At 73.3% G+C, this 18,290-nt stretch carries 16 protein-coding genes and 1 pseudogene; 10 read left to right on the top strand and 7 right to left on the bottom strand.

The window, feature by feature from the left end; translation table 11 throughout:
- Nucleotides 1–88 precede the first annotated feature (88 nt).
- The 3 genes from OG753_RS38225 to OG753_RS38215 form a co-directional block, all read right to left on the bottom strand.
- Nucleotides 89–1,882 (bottom strand): ABC transporter permease/substrate binding protein, encoded by a 1,794-nt coding sequence (locus OG753_RS38225; protein ID WP_327266354.1) that lies wholly within the window; start codon nt 1,880–1,882, stop codon nt 89–91.
- The gene (locus OG753_RS38220) at nt 1,882–2,943 is read right to left on the bottom strand and encodes a glycine betaine/L-proline ABC transporter ATP-binding protein (protein WP_327266353.1); all 1,062 of its coding nucleotides are present in this window, start codon (nt 2,941–2,943) and stop codon (nt 1,882–1,884) included. The genes OG753_RS38225 and OG753_RS38220 overlap by 1 nt, the downstream gene beginning before the upstream one ends.
- Before the next feature lie 404 nt (nt 2,944–3,347).
- A complete protein-coding gene (locus tag OG753_RS38215; RefSeq protein WP_405792124.1) occupies nt 3,348–4,130 on the bottom strand; it encodes a GntR family transcriptional regulator in 783 nt (260 codons plus the stop codon).
- A gap of 325 nt (nt 4,131–4,455) precedes the next feature.
- On the opposite strand from OG753_RS38215, the gene OG753_RS38210 reads away from it, so the two are divergent.
- From OG753_RS38210 to OG753_RS38200, 3 genes are all read left to right on the top strand, one after another.
- Nucleotides 4,456–4,974, top strand: a complete 519-nt coding sequence (locus OG753_RS38210; protein WP_327266351.1) for a MarR family transcriptional regulator — start codon at nt 4,456–4,458, stop codon at nt 4,972–4,974.
- Nucleotides 4,975–5,259: 285 nt separating this feature from the next.
- Nucleotides 5,260–5,655, top strand: coding sequence for a hypothetical protein (locus tag OG753_RS38205; protein WP_405792122.1), 396 nt, complete (start codon nt 5,260–5,262; stop codon nt 5,653–5,655).
- 51 nt (nt 5,656–5,706) lie between these two features.
- Nucleotides 5,707–6,573 (top strand): SDR family oxidoreductase, encoded by an 867-nt coding sequence (locus tag OG753_RS38200; RefSeq protein ID WP_405792120.1) that lies wholly within the window; start codon nt 5,707–5,709, stop codon nt 6,571–6,573.
- A gap of 209 nt (nt 6,574–6,782) precedes the next feature.
- Here OG753_RS38200 and OG753_RS38195 read toward each other — a convergent pair whose 3' ends face one another.
- Nucleotides 6,783–8,396 (bottom strand): IucA/IucC family protein, encoded by a 1,614-nt coding sequence (locus OG753_RS38195; RefSeq protein ID WP_405792118.1) that lies wholly within the window; start codon nt 8,394–8,396, stop codon nt 6,783–6,785.
- A 117-nt stretch (nt 8,397–8,513) separates the two neighbouring features.
- On the opposite strand from OG753_RS38195, the gene OG753_RS38190 reads away from it, so the two are divergent.
- The 4 genes from OG753_RS38190 to OG753_RS38175 all read left to right on the top strand — a co-directional run bounded on the left by OG753_RS38190 (nt 8,514) and on the right by OG753_RS38175 (nt 13,168).
- Nucleotides 8,514–10,028, top strand: a complete 1,515-nt coding sequence (locus tag OG753_RS38190) for an IucA/IucC family protein (protein WP_405792116.1) — start codon at nt 8,514–8,516, stop codon at nt 10,026–10,028.
- A gap of 58 nt (nt 10,029–10,086) precedes the next feature.
- A complete protein-coding gene (locus OG753_RS38185) occupies nt 10,087–10,770 on the top strand; it encodes a methyltransferase domain-containing protein (RefSeq protein WP_405792114.1) in 684 nt (227 codons plus the stop codon).
- 109 nt (nt 10,771–10,879) lie between these two features.
- Nucleotides 10,880–11,833 (top strand): IS481 family transposase, encoded by a 954-nt coding sequence (locus tag OG753_RS38180; RefSeq protein ID WP_405792112.1) that lies wholly within the window; start codon nt 10,880–10,882, stop codon nt 11,831–11,833.
- A 456-nt stretch (nt 11,834–12,289) separates the two neighbouring features.
- Complete coding sequence (locus tag OG753_RS38175) at nt 12,290–13,168, top strand: hypothetical protein (RefSeq protein WP_405792110.1); 879 nt, start codon at nt 12,290–12,292, stop codon at nt 13,166–13,168.
- Nucleotides 13,169–13,217: 49 nt separating this feature from the next.
- On the opposite strand, the gene OG753_RS38170 is transcribed toward OG753_RS38175, so the two are convergent.
- A complete protein-coding gene (locus OG753_RS38170) occupies nt 13,218–13,763 on the bottom strand; it encodes a YrhB domain-containing protein (RefSeq protein ID WP_327266344.1) in 546 nt (181 codons plus the stop codon).
- A 44-nt stretch (nt 13,764–13,807) separates the two neighbouring features.
- Nucleotides 13,808–15,007 carry a cytochrome P450 gene (locus OG753_RS38165; RefSeq protein ID WP_405792108.1) on the bottom strand — a complete coding sequence of 400 codons (1,200 nt, stop codon included), beginning with the start codon at nt 15,005–15,007 and terminating at the stop codon, nt 13,808–13,810.
- A 160-nt stretch (nt 15,008–15,167) separates the two neighbouring features.
- On the opposite strand from OG753_RS38165, the pseudogene OG753_RS38160 reads away from it, so the two are divergent.
- The 3 genes and pseudogenes from OG753_RS38160 to OG753_RS38150 all read left to right on the top strand — a co-directional run.
- Nucleotides 15,168–15,743 (top strand): annotated as a pseudogene (locus tag OG753_RS38160) (FAD-binding oxidoreductase); the annotation flags it as partial.
- Between the two features lie 287 nt (nt 15,744–16,030).
- Nucleotides 16,031–16,690: a BBE domain-containing protein gene (locus tag OG753_RS38155; protein WP_405792964.1), complete on the top strand. Its 660-nt coding sequence runs from the start codon at nt 16,031–16,033 to the stop codon at nt 16,688–16,690.
- A gap of 12 nt (nt 16,691–16,702) precedes the next feature.
- Entirely contained in the window at nt 16,703–17,938 is a 1,236-nt protein-coding gene (locus tag OG753_RS38150) for a trypsin-like serine peptidase (RefSeq protein WP_405792106.1), read from the top strand.
- On the opposite strand, the gene OG753_RS38145 is transcribed toward OG753_RS38150, so the two are convergent.
- Nucleotides 17,889–18,284 (bottom strand): hypothetical protein, encoded by a 396-nt coding sequence (locus OG753_RS38145; protein WP_327266340.1) that lies wholly within the window; start codon nt 18,282–18,284, stop codon nt 17,889–17,891. The genes OG753_RS38150 and OG753_RS38145 overlap by 50 nt on opposite strands.
- Nucleotides 18,285–18,290: the final 6 nt, after the last annotated feature.

Here is an 18,290-nt window from a genome sequence, read left to right as displayed (position 1 = left end):
CGCAGGGCCCCGTACGTGGTACGTCGTACGGTCGGTCCCGCGCGCGGCGGCGCCTTCGCCGTCCGGTCGCCCCGCCCCGCCCCGGGTGTCAGGCGAGCCGGTCGATCTCGGGGTGGTCCTGGAGCCAGGCGCGGACCGCCTGCTGCTCCTTGCCCTTGCCCGTCTCCTGGATCTTCGCCTCCAGGCCGGTGAGCTGCTCTTCGGTGAGCCTGAAGGACTTCAGCCATGCGGCGACCTTCGGCTCGTCCTGCGCGAAGCCCTTGCGGGCCAGGGTGTGGATCCCGTCGCCCTTGCCCCAGGCTCCCTTCGGGTCCTCCAGCTTGGTCAGCTCGTAGGAGGAGTAGGCCCAGTGCGGGGACCACAGCACGACCGCGACGGGCTCCTTCTTCTCGTAGGCCCGCTTCAGCTCGGCGAGCATGCCGGGCGTGGAGCCGTCGACGACCTTGTACTCGCCGTCGAGGCCGTAGTCCTTCAGGACCTTGTCCTTGAGGATCGACATCTCGCCGGCGCTCGGCTCGATGCCGATGATCCGGCCCTTGAACTGGTCCGCCTTGCCCTTGAGGTCGGCGAGCGAGCGCACGTCCTTCATGTAGGAGGGCACGGACAGCTCCAGCGAGGTGGGGCCGTACCAGGAGCCGAGGTCCTCCAGCTTGTTCCCGTACTTCTCCCAGTACTGGGCGTGGGTGACGGGCAGCCAGGCGTCGGTCTGGAAGTCGAGCTGGCCGCCGGCGAGGCCGGTGTAGAGCGCCCCGGCCTCCAGCTGGCGGGCGTCGACCTTGTAGCCGCGGCGCTCCAGCAGCTCCTTCCACAGGAAGGTGGAGGCGATGCCCTCGTCCCACGGGATGTAGCCGACGGAGAGGGTGCGGCCCTTGCCGATGTCCGCGGCCCCGGCCGGGCCGTCCTCGGCGGCGGCGCCGCCGAAGGTGTTCAGGCCGCCCGCGACGAGCGCCAGGACGACGGCGCCGCTGATCGCGTACGCGGGCTGGGGGCGGTGGTTCCACAGCTTGGCCGCGCCGGTCGCGGCGGCTCGCGCCTTGGCGAGCGTACGGCGGCCGAGCGGGGAGACGTGGCGGCCGAGCGCGCCGGTCATCCGGTCCAGGTACATGGCGAGGATGACGATGGAGACGCCCGCCTCGAAACCGAGGCCGATGTCGACATTGCCGATGGCCTTGTAGACGGCGCCGCCGAGACCGCCGCCGCCGACCATGCCGGCGATGACGACCATGGACAGGCCCAGCATGATGACCTGGTTGACGCCCGCCATGACGGTGGGCAGGGCCAGCGGGAGCTGGACGCGTACGAGGGTGTCGCGCGGGCTGGTGCCGAAGGCCTCGGCGGCTTCGACCAGTTCGGCGTCGACCTGGCGGATGCCGAGCTCGGTCATCCGGACGCCCGGCGGCAGCGAGAAGATGATGGTCGCGATGATGCCGGGCACCACGCCCACCCCGAAGAAGATGATGCCGGGGATGAGGTAGACCATGGCCGGCATGGTCTGCATGAAGTCCAGGACCGGCCGCAGGACGGCGCTGACCCGGTCCGATCTGGAGGCCCAGATGCCCAGCGGGACCGCGAAGGCCAGGGTGACGAGCGTGGCGACCAGGACCAGCGACAGGGTGGACATGGCGTCCTCCCACAGGCCGAGGGAGTCGACCAGCGCGAAGCCGGCGAAGGCGAGCAGGCCCGCCAGCAGACCGCGCAGCCACCAGGCGGCGACGGCGAGTATGCCCGCGAAGAGCAGCGGGGCGGGGGCGGACAGGACGGCGTCGATTCCGTCGTAGAGGCCCGTGACGAGGGAGGTGATGGCCTCGAACAGCCAGGAGAGGTGGCTCTGGAGGAAGTCGACTCCGCTGTCGACCCAGGCGCCGAGGTGCAGGCGGGGCATCAGGCGGCCACCTCCGCGCAGTACATCGGGGGCCGTTGTTCGTCGCCGATGAAGGCGATGAGGCGGTCCTGGGGCACGGAGCCGACGACGGAGCCGTCCGCGCCGGTGACGGCGACCGCGTGCGGGACCCGGGCGCTGACGGCGCACAGGTCGGCGAGCGGGGTCCCGGTGGTGACGGTCGGGCAGTCGCAGGCGTCTGCGGCCGGGTCCGGATCGTCCATGACGGCGTCGGCCGTCAGGACCCGGGAACGGTCCACGTCCTGGACGAAGGAGGCGACGTAGTCGTCGGCGGGGCGCGTGAGGATGTCCTCCGCGGTGCCCTGCTGGACGATGCGGCCGTCGCGCATGACGGCGATGCCGTCGCCGAGGCGCATGGCCTCGTTGAGGTCGTGGGTGATGAAGACGATGGTCTTCTTCAGCCGCTTCTGGAGCTCCAGCAGCTGGTCCTGCATGTCGCGGCGGATCAGCGGGTCCAGCGCGCTGAAGGACTCGTCCATCAGCAGGAGCTCGGCGTCGGTGGCCAGGGCCCGGGCGAGGCCGACCCGCTGCTGCATGCCGCCGGAGAGCTCGTCGGGCCAGGACTCCTCCCAGCCCTCGAGCCCGCACAGGGCCAGGGCCTCGGCGGCGCGCCGCTCGCGCTCCGGGCGGGGCACGCCCTGCACCTCGAGGCCGTAGCCGGCGTTCTCCAGCACATTGCGGTGCGGGAACAGCGCGAAGTGCTGGAAGACCATGGAGATCTTCGTGGACCGTACGTGGCGCAGCTCGCGCGCGCTCAGCGTGGTGAGGTCCTGGCCGCCGAAGAGGATGCGCCCGGCGGTGGGTTCCAGGAGGCCGTTCAGCATGCGCAGCAGCGTGGACTTACCCGATCCCGAAAGGCCCATGACCACGAAGATCTGGCCGGGCTGGACCTCGAAGGAGGCGTCGATAACGGCGGCAGTGGTCCCGTCGGCGCGCAACTCGTCGCGGCCGGCGCCGCCTTGGAGTGCGCGGACGGCGGCTTCACTGTCGGCGGGGCGCCTCCCGAACACCTTGTAGACGTGTTCGGCCTGGAGCGTGGACACATACACCTCACGGGTCGTACCAAGTACGGCCCGCACCGGCTGGCCGGCGGGGCCGTGGAGCGGGACGGGATCTGCCCGTGTGCGCCTCGACTCCGGCACGCATGGCCGGAGGACGTGGTTCCGCTCCAGCAGCGCCGATGCCCCCCATTCACCCGAGCAAACGCAAGGGTGATCCTCCTCACGTGCGGGGGTACGGGAGCCCCGTACGCGGACGGTCGCCCCGGCCCGGGCGGCCCCCGGCGACCTCGGACGGGTACACCCGTCCCCCGGGGACGAGTTGGGACCGCGACCGGGCGGCCGGCCGGTCCGCCGGGCCCGGCCGCACCGCCGCCCGGGGTGTGGCCGGGGACACAGTCCTCCCAGGGAGTGTCCTGCCGATCACGCCGGGCTCGGCAGGACACCTCTCAGGTGATGCGGAATCCGGCGGTCGCGTGGTCGCGGCGGTCGCGGTGGAAGGTGAGGCGGTCCCAGGTGGGGAAGGCCAGGTCGGTGACGGCCAGCAGCCGGCCGGAGGGGTCGTGCAGGGTGCGTCGTACCGTCAGGCCGCAGGCCGGGGCGGTGGCCGGCGGGTGGGTGACGCGGGTCATGGTGAGGGTCTCGGCGACCCTGCCGCCCGCCGCGGCCCGGTCGAGCCACCGGTGCAGGGAGGCCAGGTCCCCTTCGTGGGGATCCTGGGTCCGGTTCCTCAGGGCCGTCAGCTCGGGGCTGCGCGCGACGGCCCCGGGGCTGAAGTAGGTGACGGCGTGCCGGAGGGTCTCTCCGGCCGGGCCGCTTTCGCGGTGGTGATGGACCAGGGTGCGGTCCCCGCCGGCCATGCCGAGCAGTGCGGCGAGCGAGGGCGGGACCGTGAGGAGGGTGAGCCGGCTCCGGATCCGGGCCTGCCCGGGAAGCCCGGCCTCCGCGGCCGTCGTCCCGGCCGGGCCGGAGCCCGCCGCGGCCGGGACGACGGAAACGGCGGGTCGGGTGCCGCGGCGGCCGGTGACGACGAGGCCGTCCTCGCGCAGGTGCTGCAGGGCCGCCCTGATGGTCTGCCGGTTGACCTGGTAGCGCTCGGCGAGACTGCGCTCGGAGGGCAGTCTGCCGCCGGGGGTGCGTGCGGCGCGGTCGAGATCGCGGCGCAGGGCTGCGGCGATCCGCTGATACTTGGGCATGGCGGCCTGGCCGCCGCCCCGCGAAGGGGAGGGCATGGCTTCTCCTCTGACGGGTGGTCAAGGACTGCGCGGTCTGCCCAGCCAACCTAACATTGGTCTATACCTTTCAGAAGAGCGGATCGGGGTACGCGCCCCGGTCTGGCCGATTCCGCACCGGCGTCCTGCCGGCCCCTCCGGAGGGCCGGCGGCACGCGGAGCGGCCACGCCGCAGGTGATCGCACGCAGCCACGGGCAGACCGGGCCCCTCGGAAACTGGCCGAAGCCGCACACCGGGACCAGAAGGCCCAAGGACCCACCGGCAACGGACCGCAGACCGCGGGGCGCCTTGACAGGCGAAGTAATTAGCCGCCATATTAAATCCATGAAGAAGGACGGCGCCGACGGCGAGGCACCCACGCTGGACCAGGCCAGGCGACAGGTCGAGCACTACGGCCTGGAGGTCGATCCACAGGCGGTACTGGTCGCGGTGCGGCTGATCTCGGCAGGCGCGAGGGTCGGCCGGGCGGCCGAGGCGCACTTCGCCAGGTTCGGCCTGTCAACGGGGCGCTACCGGCTGCTCGCCGACCTCGAGGACCACGGCGGGGAGAAGTCCCCCTCACGCCTCGCGGTCGATCTCGACGTCTCCAGGGCCACGGTCACCGGCCTGCTGGACGGCCTCGAACGGGAGGGCCTGGTCGCCCGCCGACCGTCCACGGAGGACGGCCGGGGCACGGTGGCCGTCCTGACCGCGCGCGGGGCGCAGCGCCTGCGCGACATGGCGCCCGAGCACTTCGGACGGCTCGAGGCGATGGTGGGCGGGCTCTCCGTCGAGGAGCGCGCGGTGTTCCTGGACCTGCTGGCCCGCGTCGTGCAAGGCAGTGCGGCTCTGGCCGCAGACTGACCCGGCCACCCGGCCACCCGACCCCCGGCCGCCTCGGCGGTCCCGGCCCCGCTCCACGAGCAGGGCCCTTTTCACACCCAAATAGTTAGCCACCTAATTATATGAGCCGGACCAACCCTTCGCTCCCCTCACCCGTACGAGAAAGAGGCCAGCATGCCCGCGACCGAGGACAGACCCGGCCCGGACCGAGCAGACTCCCGGACAACCCGAACACCCCGGACATCCCGGCGTACATCCCGGCACACGTCCCGACGCGTCTCCCGGGCGTTCACCCTGTGGCGTGAGGTGCTGACCGCCTACGCCGCCCCCGCGCTCACGGCCGGTACGGCCGGGCTCCTCACCGGCCAGCACGAACTGGCCGTCGCCGCCTGCACCTCCATCGCCGGCACCTCCGCCGTGGTGGCGTTCCTGGTCGGCACCTGGCTGCGCAACGGCGGGCAGACCCGCCGGTGGACCGTCACCGCGCCGCGCGGCGTGCTGACCGCCGCCCTCGCCCTCACCGCCGTCGGCGCGGCCGCCCTCCTGGGATGGTTCGCCGCCCAATGGCTGCCCGCCCACACCCCGGTCCCCGCCACCCCGTGGCTGGAGCGCCTGCGCCTGGATCTGCCCCTCTCCGCGGCCCTCGCCACCACCATCGTCACCCTGCGCTGGCGCAGCGCCACCACGGCGTCCGCCGCATAGCCCGCCCGGCGGCATCCGCCGCCGGGGACGTCACCAGGAAATGAGCACACGATGATCGTTGTCATGGGAGCCACCGGAGCAACCGGGAACGCTCTGGTTCACAGCCTCCTCACGTCAGGCACCCCCGTCCGCGCACTGACCCGCACCCCGAACAAGCCGATCCCCGGCACAACCGGCGTACACCGGCCGGCCGTCGAGGTCCGGTACGCCGACGCCGCCGATCCCCGCTCCCTGCGCACCGCCTTCGAGGGCGCCGGCCGGCTCTTCCTCGCCATGGCCAACGGCCCCGCACAGGTCGAACTCGAAACCCGCGTCATCGACATCGCGGCCGACAGCGGCATCGGACACATCGTCAAGATCTCCGCACCCGCCGCCGAACCCGACTCCCCCGTCGCCGTCTCCCGCGGACACCACGCCGTCGAGGAACACCTGCGCGGCAGCGGCCTCCCCCACACCGTTCTGCGCCCCTACGCGTTCATGCAGAACCTCCTGCGCCTGGCCCCCGGCGTCATCCGGGGCAGCATCCTCGGCACGACGGGCGACGCGCCCTGCAACTACGTCGACTGCCGCGACATCGGCGACGTCGCCGCCGCAGCCCTCACCAGGCCGGACATCGCCGGCGGCACCTACACACTGACCGGTTCCGAAGCCGTCTCCCACCCCGAACTCGCCTCACGGCTGACCGCCCTGACCGGCCACCGGATTCGCTACGTCGACCTCACCCCGGACGAACTGCGCGCCGACCTCGTCCGCCACGCCCGCATGCCCGCCTGGCTCGCCGCCCACGTGACGGAGATCCAGCAACTCACCGTCGCCCGTCCCGAGACCCCCACCACCACCGTCGGCGACATCCTCGGCCGCCCGCCCCGCACCCTCGACGCCTTCCTCCACGAACACCACGCCCACTTCCGGCGCTAGGTCCTGTCGTCTCTGCCGTGACCCTCCGGCCGAGACCGGATCGGCCTAGGGTCTTCTCTTTCGGATCTTGCCGGGCCCGCGTCGCCCGGCACCGCACCTCGCCGCGTTGTCGGAGCACCGCAGTACGTCCAGTACAACGGCGCTCCTCCGCCTTGCGATGCACGGCACCGGACGACACGGGCCGACCGACAAGATCCAAAAGAGACGACCTAGCCGCGCAGCGGGTTCGGCAGCGGGAGGTAGCGGGCGTCGGCGCCGTCCGCGCGGGTCCAGCGCAGCAGCAGGTTGGTCTTGCCCGGCAGGGTCGGGGCGGCTAGCAGCTCCGCGATCTCGGGGAGCCCGCGGGTGGCCTCGTAGCGCAGGAACTCCTCTCGTGCGGCCGGCCACAGGAGCGGCGCGACGTCGGGGTGCCGTCCGGCCAGCGCCCCGGCGATCTCGGTCAGGTTGTTGACCACCAGGCAGTAGACGAGGCGCTGCCAGGCGTCCGCCCGCGGCAGGTCGGCCAGCAGTTTGACGCCCTCGGCGTCGCGGAAGAGGGCCTGCACGGGCAGGCCCGCCGCGTCGACGGCGACCAGGGTGTTCTGGAGGTGCGCCTCCAGCACCACGCCGTGCCGGGCGAACAGTTCGAGGACCGGCGGCACCACCTGGCTCAGGTACGCACGCCACCACCGGAGCGGGTCGGTCCCTGCGGCCGGCGGGCTCTGGGGGTAGCCCTCGGCGAGCGCGGCGGCCAGCAGCGGCGTGGCCCCGGGCACGGTGTGGGCGTGCAGGCCGTCGCGGACCAGGACCGCGAGCTCCTCGAAGGCGAAGGCGGCGGTGCGGTAGCCGCGGTCGGCGAGCCAGGCCGCCGCCGAGCCGGTGCGGCGCAGGGCTGCGAAGCCGGCCGACGCGGCCGCGTCCGTACGGCGCAGTTTCAGCAGGTCGTGGCGCCACAGCCGGCGCACGTCGTTGGTGATCCGGACATCGAGGCTGAACTTCACGAAGAGGTCGGCCGACGCGTCCGGCACGTACAGGGTCCGGATCGAGGCGGTCGGCCAGGCCGGCCGCCGGCTTTCCCCGAGGTGCAGGAGCCGCCCCTCGGCGAAGGCCTCGCGGACGGCGGGCCGGTCTCCGACCAGGTCGAGCTGCCAGGGGTGGGCGGGCAGCAGGCGGTATCCGGCGGGGGCGCGCGGCCCGTCCAGTGCGTCGGCGAGCGCGTCGATGGCGCCGGAGGCGGCCGGTCCGCCCTCCTCGGCGGTCTGGTCCTCGCGCAGCCCCAGGAAGACCAGCGGGAACCGGGCGAAGGCCTCGGGCGCGTACGGCAGCCAGGTCCCGGCCGGTGCCCCGCCGCGGGCCTTGGGGGCGGGGTGGTGCGGATGGCCCATGACCAGGGACTGCTCGGAGAGGAGGTACGGGTCCGCCGGGGGTTCGGCGGCGGTCCGGGCGGCCAGCAGCGCGGCGATCGCGTCCCGGCTGTCGGTGATCTCGACGGGGAGTTCGTCGTTGGGGGCACCGGTGAACCGGCCCAGTTCGTCGGAGACGAGTTTGGCCAGTTCGGTGTGGCTGAGCGGGTGCCAGCCGTCCTCCGTGCGCAGTTCGGGGCGTACGGGCCGGCGCCCGCCGCGCACCCGGAGCAGCCGGCCGCTGCCGCGCAGCCGGTGGACGCGCACGCCTGTTCCGGTGCTCGCGTCGTGCCGTTCCCCGGGCCGGCCGGGCCGGCCGGGCCGGTCGGCCCGGTCGGGCCCGTCCGGTGCGACGGGGTCGGCCGCCTCCCTGAGCAGGCAGTTCAGGAGCGGGGTGGCGGCGTACGCGTCGGCGGCGGCGTTGAGGTCCACTGATTCCATTAGGTCCATCCGGTGCGCCGGAGGTGCGCAGGGCGCAACCACCAGCCGTGATCTTCGGTATCCGCAATCATTACTTGATCATCCCGCAAAGCGATATTCCGATGCCGGAGCCTCAGCATGCATCCTTCCCCTTCCCCGGCCGAAGAGGCCGTCGCCGCCGAACTGGCCGACGTACGACCGTCGCTCGGACCCTCGTACGCCGCCGCGCTCGGCGGTGCCCGGGCCGCCGTGCTGACCCGGCTGTGGCGGGCCCTCGCCCACGAGCCACTGCCCTGGGTCGAGGGCCGGGAGGGCGGGCCGGACGGTCTGGCGCTGCTGCTGGCCGGTGGCCGCCGGCTGGAGGGCCCGCTGCCGGATCCGTACGCGACCGGGCCGTACGTGAGCGAGGTGCTGCTCGACGGCAGGGCCTACCGGCAGGCCGCGCGGCTGGTGACGGCCCTCGGGGTGCCGCACGGCGAGCAGTTCGCCGCCGAGCTGGATGCCTGTACGGCCTCCCTCGCGCTCTCCCGGGCCGGACAGCCGTCCGCCGCCGAAGACCCTGCCCCGCTGACCACCTGGGAGTGGGAGCAGCGGGTGGTGGACGGGCACCCCTACCACCCGAACTGCCGTTCCCGGCCGGGTTTCTCGGTGGCCGAGCAGCTGGCGTACGCGCCCGAGCACCGGCCGGTGGTGGAGCTCGGGCTGGTCGCCGTACGGGCCGAGGAGTGCCTTGTCACCGGCGACTGGCCGCGGGAGATGCGGGACGCCGGACGGATCCTGGTCCCGGTACATCCGTGGCAGGCGGCGCACGTCCTGAAGCACGAGCGCGTGCGGCCCGGCTTTGCGGCTCATCCGCTGATGGCCCTGCGCACCCTGGCCCCTGCCGACGGCGGGGCCCATGTGAAGACCGCGCTCAGCGCGCGGCTCACCTCGTCCGTACGGGACATCTCCGTCTACTCCATCGAGACCGCGGCGGCCGTCTCCGCCTTCGCCCAGGGCCTGGCCGAGCGGCTCGACGGGCGGCTGCACATCACGCGCACGCTCGGCGCGGCGACCGCACACAGCCCGGACCTGGCTGCCGTGCTGCGCGAGCCGCCGGAGGCCTACGCGGACGCCGCCGCCGGTGAGCGGGTGCTGCCGGTGGCGGCGCTGACCTCGTTCGCCCCGGCGCGCTCGGCGGCCTGGCAGGCGGAGTTCGCACGGCTGGCCCTCTCGGTGTGCCTGCGGGTGCTGGAGCTGGGAGTGGCGCTGGAGGCCCACGGCCAGAACCTCCTCGTCGTCCTCTCCGCCACCGGCGCGCCGCTCCGGCTGGTCTACCGCGACCTCGCCGACATCCGGATCAGCCCGGCGCGGCTGGCCCGGCACGGCCTGCCGGTGCCGCCCCTGTCGGGCAGGCTCGTCACCGACGACGTGAGCGTCCTGCGGCGCAAGCTGTTCGGGTCCCTGCTGACGGGGGCGCTCGGTGCCACGGCGGGCTCGGCCGGGGCGTTCGCCGATGCCCTCGCCCAGGCGACCGCCCTGCCGGCCACCCCGGACACCCGGGCGCTGCTGACCGGGCCACTGCCCACCAAGGCGCTCACCCTGATGCGGCTGAGCCCGGGGGTTCCTGGCGATCAGTGGGCGGAACTGCCCAATCCGCTGCTCGTGGGGTGATCGGGAGCACCCGCTCGGTTTCCCCTCGGACGGGCTCTGGAGGCTACTGTTCAGGGGCATGACAGAGACCTCGTACCTGAGCTCCGTACGGGCGTCCTACGACGCCGTCGCCGTCGACTATGCACGGCTGGTCAGCGCCGAACTGGCCGAAAAGCCGCTGGACCGGGCCATGCTGGCCGCCTTCGCGGAGTACGTGCGCGACGACGCGGGGGGCGGGGGGCGAGCGGTGGCCGACCTGGGCTGCGGCCCGGGCCGGGTGACGGCGCATCTGGACGGGCTCGGCGTAAGGGCCTTCGGCGTCGACCTGTCCCCGGCGATGGTGGCGGTGGCCCGCAGGAGCTATCCGGGGCTGCGGTTCGAGGTGGGGTCGATGGCCGCCCTGGACGTGGCCGACGGGGTCCTCGGCGGGGTCCTCGCCTGGTACTCCACCGTGCACACCCCTCCCTCGGAACTGCCCGCGCTGTTCACGGAGTTCGCCCGGGTGCTGGCACCGGGCGGCCACCTGCTCATCGCGTTCAAGGCAGGCGAGGAGCAGCAGCTCCCCCCGGACGAGGCCCCGGGGAGGATCCGGCCGGAGCACGCGTACGGGCATCCGGTCGGGCTCGACGTGTACCGGACCCCGCCCGGGCTGATCGCCGAACTGCTGGCCGGCGCCGGACTGACCGAGGTGGCCCGGCTGGTCCGCGAGGCGGTGGCCGACGAGAAGTCGCGCCAGGGCTTCCTGCTGGCGCGCAAGGGCTAGGTGTGTTGTCCCGGGACGTTGGTGACACGCGTGCCGGGTTCTTGAAATGGGTGAGGGCCTCCGGGTTCGGTGTGGATTGCGACATCTGAACCGAAGACAGGAGGCCCTCGTGGTCCACCGTAATGCCCCGCTGACCGAGACCGGGCGACTGCGTCTGGCCCGCTGTGTCGTGGACGACGGCTGGCCCGTGCGGCGGGCCGCGGAACGTTTCCAGGTCAGCCACACCACCGCCGCCCGATGGGCCTCGCGCTACCGCACGCTGGGCGTCGCCGGAATGAGTGACCGCTCCAGCCGCCCCCACCACCAGCCGCGACGGACTGCGGCCGAGGTGGAGGAACACGTACTGCGGCTGCGGCGCGAGCACCGGATCGGGCCCCTGCGGCTGGCCGCCCGCTGCGGGATCGCCCCCTCGACAGCCCACCGCATCCTCGCTCGGCACGGCCTGCCGCCGCTCGCAGTCCTGGACCGGGCCACCGGCGAACCCGTCCGCCGCTACGAACGCGCCCGCCCGGGCGAACTCATCCACATCGACGTCAAGAAACTCGGCAGGATCCCCGAGGGCGGCGGCCACAAGGCCCTCGGCCGGGCCGAAGGCCGCCGCCACAAGACCGGCGCCGGCTGGGCCTACCTCCACACCGCCCTCGACGACCACACCCGCCTCGCCTACACCGAAGACCTCCCCGACGAGACCGCCCCCACCTGCGCCGGCTTCCTGATCCGAGCCGTTGCCTGGTTCGCCGAACGGGGCGTCACCGTCGAACGGGGCGTCACCGACAACGCCTGGGCCTACTCCAGGAACACCTGGCGCCAGACCTGCCGTGATCTGGGCATCAGCCCCCGCTGGACCAGGCCCTGGCGACCACAGACCAACGGCAAGGTCGAACGCTTCCACCGCACCCTGCTCGAAGAATGGGCCTACCGGCAGCCCTACACCTCAGACGCCGAACGCCGGGCCGCGTTCACCGACTGGATCGACTGGTACAACTACCACCGACCCCACACCGGCATCGCAGGCCAAACACCCGCCAGCCGCGTCACCAACCTGTCCGAACAACACACCTAGGCCGTCTCTTTCGGATGTTGCCGGCCGAGCCCGCGTTGCCCGGTGCCGTGCATCGCAAGGCGGATGAGCTCCCCGCGTACTGGACGTACTCGGGAGCCCCGACAACGCAGCGAGGTGCGGTGCCGGGCAACGCGGGCCCGACAAGATCCGAAAGAGACGGCCTGGGCCGCGCCTTCCGGATCTTGCTCCCCCGGCTACCGCTGGGAGGTGCCCCCAGGCCCGCGGCGCCCGGCACCGCACCTGGCCGCGTTGTCGGGGCGCCCGGTACGTCCAGTACGAGGGCGCCCCTCCGCCTTGCCGTGCCGGCACCGGACAATGGTCACTGCACAACTCCAAGGTGCATGGCCACGCCCCCGGCCTCCACCCCGTCGGCACGCCCTCACTCTCTGGACACCGGAGCCTCGAAACCGCCGAAAACGGATGGCCGACAGTCTCCTGCCCGGTCATCCTGACCCCATGGGAGACAGAGCCAACGTCATCGTGGTCCGCGAGAACGGCACAGATGAGCTGTACCGGACCGGCTGGGCGGTCGGAATCGACCTCGACCTGCTGGAAGGGCCGACGCCTGTTCTCGCCATGCTTCCCGGACTCCGCCAAGACGGCTGGTGGTTGGAAGACACGATGGCCCAGGGCGGGATACTGCTCGACCTCGGCCGGAAGGTACTCCTGTTCTTCGCCTGGGAGGGGCCCAGCACTGAGCTCCGCCACCGCGCGGCCATGTTCGAGCTGATCCGGGCCGCGTGGCCGGGCTGGGAGGTCCGCTGGCTGTACGACGGCTCGGCCGAACTGCGTGAGTACGTCGGGCTGGATCCGGAGTACGTCCGCTGCCGCGATTCGGACCCGATTTTGGCCCCGCTCCTCGCCCCCGACGACGAGGACTTGGCCGGCCCCGACCCAGGCGGTGTGGTGATCACGGTCAGCACCGGCCGCTGCCACGTCGCCTCTGACGCCTTCGACCACCCTGTCCGCGAGGGCGCCGCCCTGCTCAACCGCCTGGCGGACGCCCCCGGGCACGGAGGCTGCGACCTGCACGTCAACTCCGGCATCCACCTCGACCCGGAACGCCGCCACCTGGGCTGGTGGTCCCTCTACTCCTCGCCACAGGCTTACCAAGTACCAGAGTCGTGGCCGGGCTGGACGGTGGAGTTCTGGCAGGACGACTGGGAACGGCACGTCAGAGCCGACGACCGCTTCTCTCCGGCGGCGTTCGACGCCGGAGAGGAAGCCAGAGCCGTGGTGCTCGCCGAGGCCGGGGAGCGCCGCGCCGTCCGGGCCCGCAACCATGCCCAGGTCACCCGTCCACGGACCGCACCGGCTCGATCCCAGGCGGGGTGACCGTAGCCGGCCTGACCATGGACGACCGGCCGACATCACGCATTCAAGCTCAGCAGCGGACCGGACCGGCCACCGTTTCGATGGGCAGGAGCGGCCATGCCCGCTCCTTGCGGGTGAGGCTCGCCAGCTCCTCCGGTGGTTCGCCGCCGTCGCGGACAGCCGTGACGTAGGCCTTCGCCTCCGGCAGGCCCAGTCTGGGTGCCTGCTTGCGCAGATGGCCCATGGCGGCCACGACTCCCGCGGAGCGCACGAGTTCGCGAACGGCGCGAGCCAGCGGGTCGGGCGCTCTGATGCCCTTGGTCTGCAGGAGGTAGTCCTCCTCCCATCCCTCGTCCAGCCACCCGGCGGAAGGGACGAAATGGATGCTCCCGTCGTGCCGGTCCACCAGGAGGTGGCCGCCGCACATGACGGCGCCCCCCACCTCGCGCGTGCGGGTGGCGTGGCCCGCCGTGTTCCAGTAGACGAGCCAGCCGACCGAGTGTTCCTCGACGTGGCAGGCGACCAGCTCGGGCACCGGCCCGCTCCACGGCCATGTCAGCCGTTCTTCGGCCAGGTAGGACTCCACGAGCTCTACGGCACGTTCCTTGACGATCATGGTCTTCTCCTCCGGCTCGGGCGCGGGTCGAACGGGTTCCGGCGTCACCAGCGCAGCGGCAGCCGGGTCACGCCCCGCATCAAGCCGCCCGGGAGCCAGTCCGGCGGGCCCGCGTCCGGATCCTCGGCGAGGTCGGGGAAGCGTTCCAGCAGCGCCCGGATCGCGATGCGGCCCTCCATGCGGGCGAGCGGGGCGCCGAGGCAGAAGTGGATGCCGTGTCCGAAGGCGAGATGGCTCGGGCCGGTGCGGCGGATGTCGAAGACCTCCGGCCCGGGGTGTGCGAAGCGCGCCGGATCGCGGTCCGCCGCGGCGAGGGCGACCAGGACGGAGGAGCCGGCCGCGATGGAGACACCGCCCAGCTCCAGGTCGGTCGCGGCGAAGCGGTACGTGGCGTGCTGTACCGGGCCGTCGTAGCGGAGCATCTCCTCCACCGCGCCGTCGATCAGCCCGTCCGGGTCGGCGCGCAGCGCGGCGAGCTGTTCGGGGTGAGCGAGCAGGGCCCGTACGCCGTTGCCGATGAGGTTGACCGTCGTCTCGTGGCCCGCGACCAGGAGCAGGAAGGCCATCCCGATCAGTTCGTCCGGGGAGAGCCGGCCGCCTTCCTCGTCGCGGGTCCGGATCAGCGCGCCCAGCAGGTCCTCGCCCGCTTCCCCGGCCCCGGCCTTGGCCTCGACGAGTTCGAAGAGGTACGCGGTCATCTCGTCCACGGCGCGGGGGTCCGCGCCGATGCCGTCCGGCGGAGCCACGATTTCGCCCGACCAGTAGCGGAAGCGCTGCCGGTCCAGGCCGGGGACGCCGAGGAGTTCGCAGATGACGGTCATCGGCAGCGGTACGGCGAAGGACGCGAGCAGGTCGGCCCGGCGGTCGGGCCGGGCCGCCATTTCGTCGAGCAGCTCGTCGGTGATCTGCTGGACGCGGGGGCGCAGGGACTCCACGCGTCGGGAGGTGAACTCGCGGGCCACCAAGCGCCGCAGCCGGGTGTGATGGGGTGGATCCGCGTCCAGCATGCTGGTGGCGACGGCCTGGACGGGTGTGTCCGCGAACAGGCCGGAGCCGAGCCAGTTCTTCGACAGCGCCGGGTGGGTCAGGGCCTGTCGGGCCTCCTCGTGGCCGACGACCAGCCAGGTGCGTTCGCCGCCCATGACCAGCCGGTGGACGGGGCCGGCGGCGCGCAGGGCGTCGTAGAACGGGTACGGGTCGGCCTTGAACCCTTCGGCGTGCGTACGGAGATCCACGAGAGCCATGGGGGCAGCGTACGGCGGCCGTTCGCCGGTCGCGGAGTGGTTTTCAGTGTGACTGTCCTACAAATAGAACCGTTTCGGCTGTGCGCCGTTCAGGGGGCAACCCGGTGTGCGTGGGACCCGCCTGCACGGCTATCGGGCCGGGCGGTGGCAGGAAGGAGGTATGAGCCTCCATCGCCGCCAAGTGCTGGGCAGCGCGGCCGCGGCCGTCCTCGCCACCATGGGTGCGGCGGCCCGGACCCCGGACTACGGCGCGCTGGCGCGCGGGATCGACGGGCGCGTGGTGCTCCCCGGGGACCGGGACTACGCCGAGGCCCGCCGGCTGTTCCAGCCGCGGTACGACGCCGTGGCCCCGGCCGCGGTGGCCTATCCCGCGCACGCCGCGGACGTGGCCGTCTGCCTGGACTTCGCCCGCCGCTCGGCCGCGCCGGTGGTCCCGCGCGGCGGCGGGCACGGCTACGCGGGCTGGTCCACCCGCTCCGCCGGGCTGGTCGTGGACACCGGGGCCATGGCGGCGGTGTCGGTCGGGGGGAACGTCGTCCGGGTCGGCGCGGGGGCCCGGCTCGGGGACGTGCACGCGGCCCTCGCCGGGCGGGGGCGGTCCGTACCGACCGGGCTGTGTCCCTCCGTCGGTATCGCCGGGCTCACCCTCGGCGGCGGCCTGGGCCTTGCCTCCCGTGCCCACGGCACCACCGCCGACCGGCTCACCGGGGCGCGGGTCGTCACCCCTGACGGGATCGTCCGCGAGGTCTCCGCCGACCGCGATCCGGAGCTCTTCTGGGCCCTGCGCGGCGGTGGGGGCGGCAATTTCGGCGTGGTCACCGAGTTCCGGTTCCTTTCGCACCCGGTCGGTGACTGCGCCTTCGCCGAACTCCACTGGCCCGGCTCGGACTCGGCGGCCGTGCTGCGGGGCTGGCAGCGCTGGCTGGCCGGGCTGCCGGACCCGTTCTGGAGCCAGGTGGAATTCACCGTCGAGGCCGGGTCCGGGGCGGGTGCGCAGGCCGGGACCCCGGCGGTGCGGGTGGTGTGCCTCGACGGGCGGCGGGAGCTGGAGGCGCAAATGACCCGGCTGTCGGACCTGGCCGGCGGGGCGCCGCGGGACAGCTGGATCGTCGTACGCAGCCACGAGGACACCGTCCGGGCCATGTCCGGCTGCCCGGAGCTGGGCCCCGCCCAGTGCCGGCTGCCGGGCACCCTGCCCGGCCGGGACCCGCAGGGGCGGCTCGGCCGGGACTCGTACGCCGCCCGGTCCGACTTCTGGACGGGCGGCGGACTGCCGGACGCCGCGATCGGCGCGGTCCTGGACGGCGTGCGGCGGTACGGGACGAGCGTGCCCCGGGGCGGTCGCGGCGTCGTGCAGTTCGACGGGGTCTGCGGAGGAGCGGTGAACCGGGTCGCGGCCGGCGGCACCGCCTTCGTGCACCGCGACAGCGCCTTCCTCGCCCAGTACCTCGCCTACTGGCCCGAGTCCGCACCGGCCGCCGACGTGGCCCGGCACCAGGCTGGCTCGACGGACTCTGGCAGGACCTGCGGCCCTGGGCGAGCGGGCGCGCCTACCAGAACTACACCGACCCGAAGCTCACCGGCTGGCGCGAGGCCTACTACGGCCCGAACCTCGCCCGCCTGCAGGAGGTCCGGCGTGCCTACGACCCGGACCGGCTCTTCCGTTTCCCCCAGGCCGTTTAGGGAGTGTCCGGCATGCGACGTACGTTGACGATGGCCGTGGTGGCTGCCGCCCTGCTGGTGCCGGGAGGGCCGCTGCCGATGGCCGCGACCGGGAGCGTGGCGGGCGCCGCGCCCGCCGCGACGGTGGCCGCAGGCCGCTGGACGGCGCGCGAGGCCCGGTCCTTCTGGACCGCCGAACGGATGGCCTCCGCCGTCCCGTTGCCGTCCGTGCACCCGGCGCCGCCCGAGTTCGTGGACCCCGTGCCCCCGGCGGAGCCCGAGCCCGTGGACCCCGTGCCCCCGGAGCCGCCCACACTGCCCGAACCCGCTCCGGGCGCCACGCCGGTCCCGGCCGCGACGCCGGCTCCGCCCCCGGTCGTGACGGAGCCGCTGCCGGCGCCTTCCGCGAGCCCCGCCGCCGCGCCGGCACCCACACCCGCGCCGGCACCGACCACGAAGCCCGGCCCCACCCGCACGGCACCGGCTCCTGTTCCCCTTCCGGCCCCGGCGCCCCCCGTCGTTCCGCGCCTGCCGGCCCTCACCGCCGGCATCGGGCAGAACTTCGACGGCATCCCGGTCGCCGGCCGAATGTTCCTCGTCAAGGGCGGCGGGGCCTACTTCTGCACCGCGAGCGTGGTCTCCTCCCCCGGCCGCAACCTCGTGCTCACCGCGGCGCACTGCCTGCTCGGCTCCGACACCCAGCAGGTGGCCTTCGTACCGAAGTACACGAAGGCGAAGCCGCAGCCGTACGGCATGTTCCCGGTCCTGCGGGACGCGGCCGGACGCTCCAGGATCTGGATCGACCCCCGCTACCGGTCCCGGGGCGTCGACCGCGCCGCCGCTCTCGACGTGGCCTTCGCCCAGGTGGGGCCGGACGCCAGGGGCTTCCCGGTGGAGTCCGTGGTCGGCGGGAACCGGCTGGTGACCGGCGCCGGTTACGCGCACGCGCGGATCACTCTGATCGGCCACCCGTCCTCCGCCGCCCGGCCGCGCGTGTGCGCCAACCGGACGACCAAGTTCACCAGCAGCGACGCGCAGATCCCCGGATCGTTCCTGCGGATCAACTGCACCGGCTATCCCGGCGGGACCAGCGGCGGCCCGTTCCTGAACCGCTACGACGCGCGCACCGGGACCGGTGACGTGGTGGGGGTGATCGGCGGCTGGAAGACCGGCGGGGACAGGACGGACACCTCGTACAGCTCCTACTTCGGCGCGGACATCAGGAAGTTGTACGAGAAGGCGGTTGCCGGGGCGAAGGCGGCGCGGTGAGCACCCGCACCCAACGGGTGCGGCGCGGGTTGCCGACCGTGCGCGGGGTCACCGGAAGCCCGTCGCCGGTCAGCGCGTCGGCGGGAGCAAGTCCGAGGCGACGGCGCAGGTCGGCGAGGGCCGCGTGGACGGGCGCGAGGACGACCTCGGCGCCCGGGTCGATGGACGCCAGGGCGTGCGCGGTGGTCTCGATCGCCTCCGCGGCGTCCTCGGCCGCGGTCCGGCTCCACCGTCCGGGCGCGCCGGTCCCCCAGGGGGCGATGGTGTCGTAGAGGTGGCAGGCGGCATCGGCCACGGCATCGGCCCGTTCCCCGACACCCGGCGCCGCGATGGTCGGCAGTTCCATGCCGGG

Origin of the sequence: Streptomyces sp. NBC_00029 (assembly GCF_045160505.1) — a bacterium.
GTDB lineage: Bacteria > Actinomycetota > Actinomycetes > Streptomycetales > Streptomycetaceae > Streptomyces.
The sequence above is the reverse complement of the archived record's forward strand: the minus strand, read 5'-3'. Positions and strand labels throughout refer to the sequence as shown.

What these genes read in the sequence shown, in the direction of transcription:
- OG753_RS38225 (WP_327266354.1), bottom strand. Translation starts at nt 1,882, where the DNA reads ATGCCCCGCCTGCACCTCGGCGCCTGGGTCGACAGCGGAGTCGACTTC.
- OG753_RS38215 (WP_405792124.1), bottom strand. Translation starts at nt 4,130, where the DNA reads ATGCCCTCCCCTTCGCGGGGCGGCGGCCAGGCCGCCATGCCCAAGTAT.
- OG753_RS38210 (WP_327266351.1), top strand. Translation starts at nt 4,456, where the DNA reads ATGAAGAAGGACGGCGCCGACGGCGAGGCACCCACGCTGGACCAGGCC.
- OG753_RS38200 (WP_405792120.1), top strand. Translation starts at nt 5,707, where the DNA reads ATGATCGTTGTCATGGGAGCCACCGGAGCAACCGGGAACGCTCTGGTT.
- OG753_RS38195 (WP_405792118.1), bottom strand. Translation starts at nt 8,396, where the DNA reads ATGGAATCAGTGGACCTCAACGCCGCCGCCGACGCGTACGCCGCCACC.
- OG753_RS38190 (WP_405792116.1), top strand. Translation starts at nt 8,514, where the DNA reads ATGCATCCTTCCCCTTCCCCGGCCGAAGAGGCCGTCGCCGCCGAACTG.
- OG753_RS38185 (WP_405792114.1), top strand. Translation starts at nt 10,087, where the DNA reads ATGACAGAGACCTCGTACCTGAGCTCCGTACGGGCGTCCTACGACGCC.
- OG753_RS38175 (WP_405792110.1), top strand. Translation starts at nt 12,290, where the DNA reads ATGGGAGACAGAGCCAACGTCATCGTGGTCCGCGAGAACGGCACAGAT.
- OG753_RS38170 (WP_327266344.1), bottom strand. Translation starts at nt 13,763, where the DNA reads ATGATCGTCAAGGAACGTGCCGTAGAGCTCGTGGAGTCCTACCTGGCC.
- OG753_RS38165 (WP_405792108.1), bottom strand. Translation starts at nt 15,007, where the DNA reads ATGGCTCTCGTGGATCTCCGTACGCACGCCGAAGGGTTCAAGGCCGAC.
- OG753_RS38150 (WP_405792106.1), top strand. Translation starts at nt 16,703, where the DNA reads ATGCGACGTACGTTGACGATGGCCGTGGTGGCTGCCGCCCTGCTGGTG.
- OG753_RS38145 (WP_327266340.1), bottom strand. Translation starts at nt 18,284, where the DNA reads ATGGAACTGCCGACCATCGCGGCGCCGGGTGTCGGGGAACGGGCCGAT.